This window comes from Planctomycetia bacterium (genome assembly GCA_034440135.1).
Lineage (GTDB): Bacteria > Planctomycetota > Planctomycetia > Pirellulales > JALHLM01 > JALHLM01.
The window spans coordinates 1-3,447 of the sequence record JAWXBP010000229.1; the positions used below are offsets into that span (position 1 = coordinate 1).

The following is a 3,447-nucleotide window of genomic DNA, read 5'->3' on the forward strand; positions in this document are numbered from 1 at the left end:
TACTTCGGCGTGGTGTAGGAACCGATCGAGAATTGCCGTGGCACTGGGGACGTCGCCGATGAGCTTGCCCCAATCTTCCAGCGGCCGATTGCTGGTCATCATCGTGCTGCGGGTTTCGTAGCGCCGCATGATGATCTCGAACAGGTATTCTCCTGACCGCTTTGGCAACTGCTTCATGCCCATGTCATCGATGATGAGCAGATCCGGCTTGAGATACTTGGTCAGCACTTTGTCATCTTCGGCCAGCACTTCATCGTGCAAGAAGTCGCGGACGACATCGAAGATCGAGCGGTACAGCACGACGAAGCCGAGCTTGATCGCTTGATAACCGACGGCCTGAACTAAAAAGCTCTTGCCGGTCCCCGGCGGTCCGATCAATAGCACGTCGCGGCTCTCGCGGATAAAGCGGCAGGTCGCCAGATCGAACGCCTGCTTCTTCGGCAACGACGGATTAAACGACCAGTCAAACTGATCGCTCTTCGACACATAATACGCCTCTTGTCACAGAGTTAAGTGGGCGCGTAGACCTCTCGCTAGATACCAGGTTACGGCTGGGGCCTGGGCTTGGGTTTAATGAGTTCGGCAGCCACGTCAGTTTTTGCCTTGCCGAGCGGAACGGCGCACAAACGCCGCAATCGTTCGCGCTCCTCGGCGTCGGCCCAGGCCACCAGGTGCTTGCGGTTGCCCACGCGTACAATCCAGGCTTGCAGCCATAGGCGCCGGTGCCAGAAGTAGAGCGTTGCACGTGGAATGGAGAGTTCTCGCGCCAAGTCGTTGAGAAGCCATTCGTCTTGACCGAGCGTGGGACGTTCGCGCGGCGGAGAATTCTTGTGTGTCGCCTCGCGGCGATTGTCGCGCGAAGCGATCTGACGAACCGCGTCACCGTTGTAACGTGGCGCGCGTTTCGGCGGCCGAAACCCTTCTTGATTCAGTTGATCGGCAATCTTGTGGCTGTTCCATCCCGCTTGCTGGAGTTCGCGAATGCGCGCCGCCAGGCGATCGTAATCCCGGAGTTGATCGTAACGCCGGACAGGGCGCACGACCTCGTGACGGCTGACGAAACCGCCTGCCCAGTGGATCGCCACATCGGTCATTTCGGTTTGGCCTTGCACCTCGACCACCACCCGCTCAATCAAGTGACGCAGGATGGCCTGTCGGTCGGCGGGAGCAATGGCCGGGGAGTTCCAGATCGCCGGAATATCGCCGGACAACGAAGCGATCTGCTGACATTCCGAGGCGGTGAGGGCGGCCGGTTGTGCTTGCTGAAACCGTTCGTACTCTTCTTCGACGGATCGCAGCTCAAGAATCGCCTGTTCCCAATTGCGCTCCAATTGGCGCGCCACCAGACGGTTCTCGGGTTCGACGGCATGGTATTGCCTGGCCGCCCGCTGTGTCTCATAACGCGCTCGTTCACAGCGCTGCGTCCAGTGCTCCGTCAGACGCTGCCGCTCGCGCTCGATATTGGCCACGGCCGCCATGCTCAATTCGAGAGCAGCTGGTTCCAAGACTCGCAATGCTTGCAGACCGATCAGTTCATCCAACACGCTTCCCACGATGCTCTGGCATCGATCAAGACCGTAGCTGGATCGTTGGATTTGACAGGTGTATTTGAGCTTTGTCCGAGGAGTGCCGTAGCTCACCATCATCCGCCCCCCGCATTTACCGCAGACCAGGAGGCCGCTCAGCAAGGCGACTCCGTTACGCGGCGCTCCCAGGCTTTTGGACCGAAAGCGGTTCTGCTCCAGCTGCCGTTGATTGGCCTCGAACCGTTCCCACGAAATGTACGCGGGATGCCGATCCTTCAGCAGCACCGCGCACTGCGTGTGAGGAACATTGCGGCGACCGGTCGAGGGGCGACCGGCAATCACGCGTCGTGGATCGGTCGGGTGACGCCCGTAGGAGTAGGCCCCTGCGTAAAGTGGATGTCGCAACATGTTGTAGAGCGTCGGCTGTGTGGGACGACGCCACTCCAATTGACCGCGATGTGGTCCAAAATGCGGTCGCACACCCAGACGGATGTCGTGACGAGCCAGGTAACGTAGCACTCCTGTCACGCTGCCCAGTTCCTCAAACTTCGCGAAGACTAGCCGCACCACGGCCTGGGCTTGTTCATCCGGCTCCAGCGCGATCTCGTCCGATGGCAAGCGAACGTACCCCAGCGGCGGGTGGATAACCAACTCGCCGCGACGGGCCTTATTCATCAAGCCTGCGTGCAAGCGACCTCGCATCACATGCAGTTCGGCCTCGCTCATGATGCCCGTTAGCCCCAGCAAGAGTCGATCGTGGTAATCGGCCGGATTGTAAACACCGTCTTGGTCTCCCAGGACCGTGCCGAAGACTCCGCACACTTCTAACAGCTGATACCAGTCTTTGCACGAGCGCGCCAGGCGACTCATCTCGCGCCCGAGGATGATGCCCACATGATTCAATGCGACTTCGGCCATCATCCGCTGAAAGCCGTTGCGACCTTCCGCGTGTCGCCCGCTGATGCCGAGATCCTCGTCAATCACCAGCACGCGTTCACGCGGCCAGCCCATTTCGACAGCCAGATCGGCCTGGTTGTACTGCAGCGCCGTTGATTCTCGGTGCTTTAGAACTTGCTGGGGATCGGATTGACGAACATAGACAATGGCCAGCCGTTCGAAATGGCGCGGTTCAAGCTTCTGGCGACCAAACGTCGTGCTGACTTGTCGGTGCAAGTGCGGCGGCGCGGCTGCGGGCGCCGCTGCGACATCAACGGCGTTCATCGGCCACCCCCTGTCGCGCCGGCGACAATTCGAGTTGGCGGGCAACCACGAGACTCAACGCCTGGAGTGCCTTCTGACGCCGCTCGGCCGGCAATTCCGGCCAGACTTTTTTCAGCGGAATACTCGGCCCGAGTCGCGATGGAGGCGGGGGGGGACTCGTTCGTCCTTGATGACAGACATGGCATTCCTCCGGAATGACTGCTAGCAACCTGCCGCTGGCGCCACTGGGCCAACCGTAACAGGGCTGCGGCGCACACTATAGGCCGAACATGGCCCCTGGCAGAAGCTGTGTTTATGGGTGCATTTTGATTCGAACGTTTCCCGATTTCTTAGCCCCCTCACCCTAACCTCTCCCGCGAGGGGAGAGGGGATCGGGAGAAGTTATTTCTCGGCCGTTCCTATCTCGACTCGACGACATCGACGGCCGGCGGTCGATCGGGGACTTCGCCTTGTCGATTTCGATGGGCGATCAACTCCGCCAGAATGCTGACGGCGATCTCCGGCACGGTCTGCGAACCGATGTCGATCCCCAGCGGCGCATAAACGCGCGAGAGTGCATCGGCCGAGATTCCCTGCTCGAGCAAGTCGTCGAAGATCAGTTTGATCTTCCGTCGGCTGCCGATCAGGCCGACGTAGCGGGCGCCGCGCTCGGCCAGCTGGCGCAAGGCCTCTTCGTCGTGATTGTGGCCGCGCGTGACGA

General features: G+C 60.4%; 3 protein-coding genes. All 3 read right to left on the reverse strand.

Annotated elements, in window-relative coordinates; all coding sequences use genetic code 11:
- The coding region (locus SGJ19_13495; GenBank protein MDZ4781263.1) for an ATP-binding protein at nt 1-486 on the reverse strand (486 nt) is incomplete at its 3' end.
- 59 nt (nt 487-545) lie between these two features.
- Nucleotides 546-2,747, reverse strand: coding sequence for a recombinase family protein (locus SGJ19_13500; GenBank protein ID MDZ4781264.1), 2,202 nt, complete (start codon nt 2,745-2,747; stop codon nt 546-548).
- 398 nt (nt 2,748-3,145) lie between these two features.
- On the reverse strand, nt 3,146-3,447 hold a 302-nt coding region (locus tag SGJ19_13505; GenBank protein MDZ4781265.1), incomplete at its 5' end, for an XdhC family protein.

What these genes read in the sequence shown, in the direction of transcription:
- SGJ19_13500 (MDZ4781264.1), bottom strand. Translation starts at nt 2,747, where the DNA reads ATGAACGCCGTTGATGTCGCAGCGGCGCCCGCAGCCGCGCCGCCGCAC.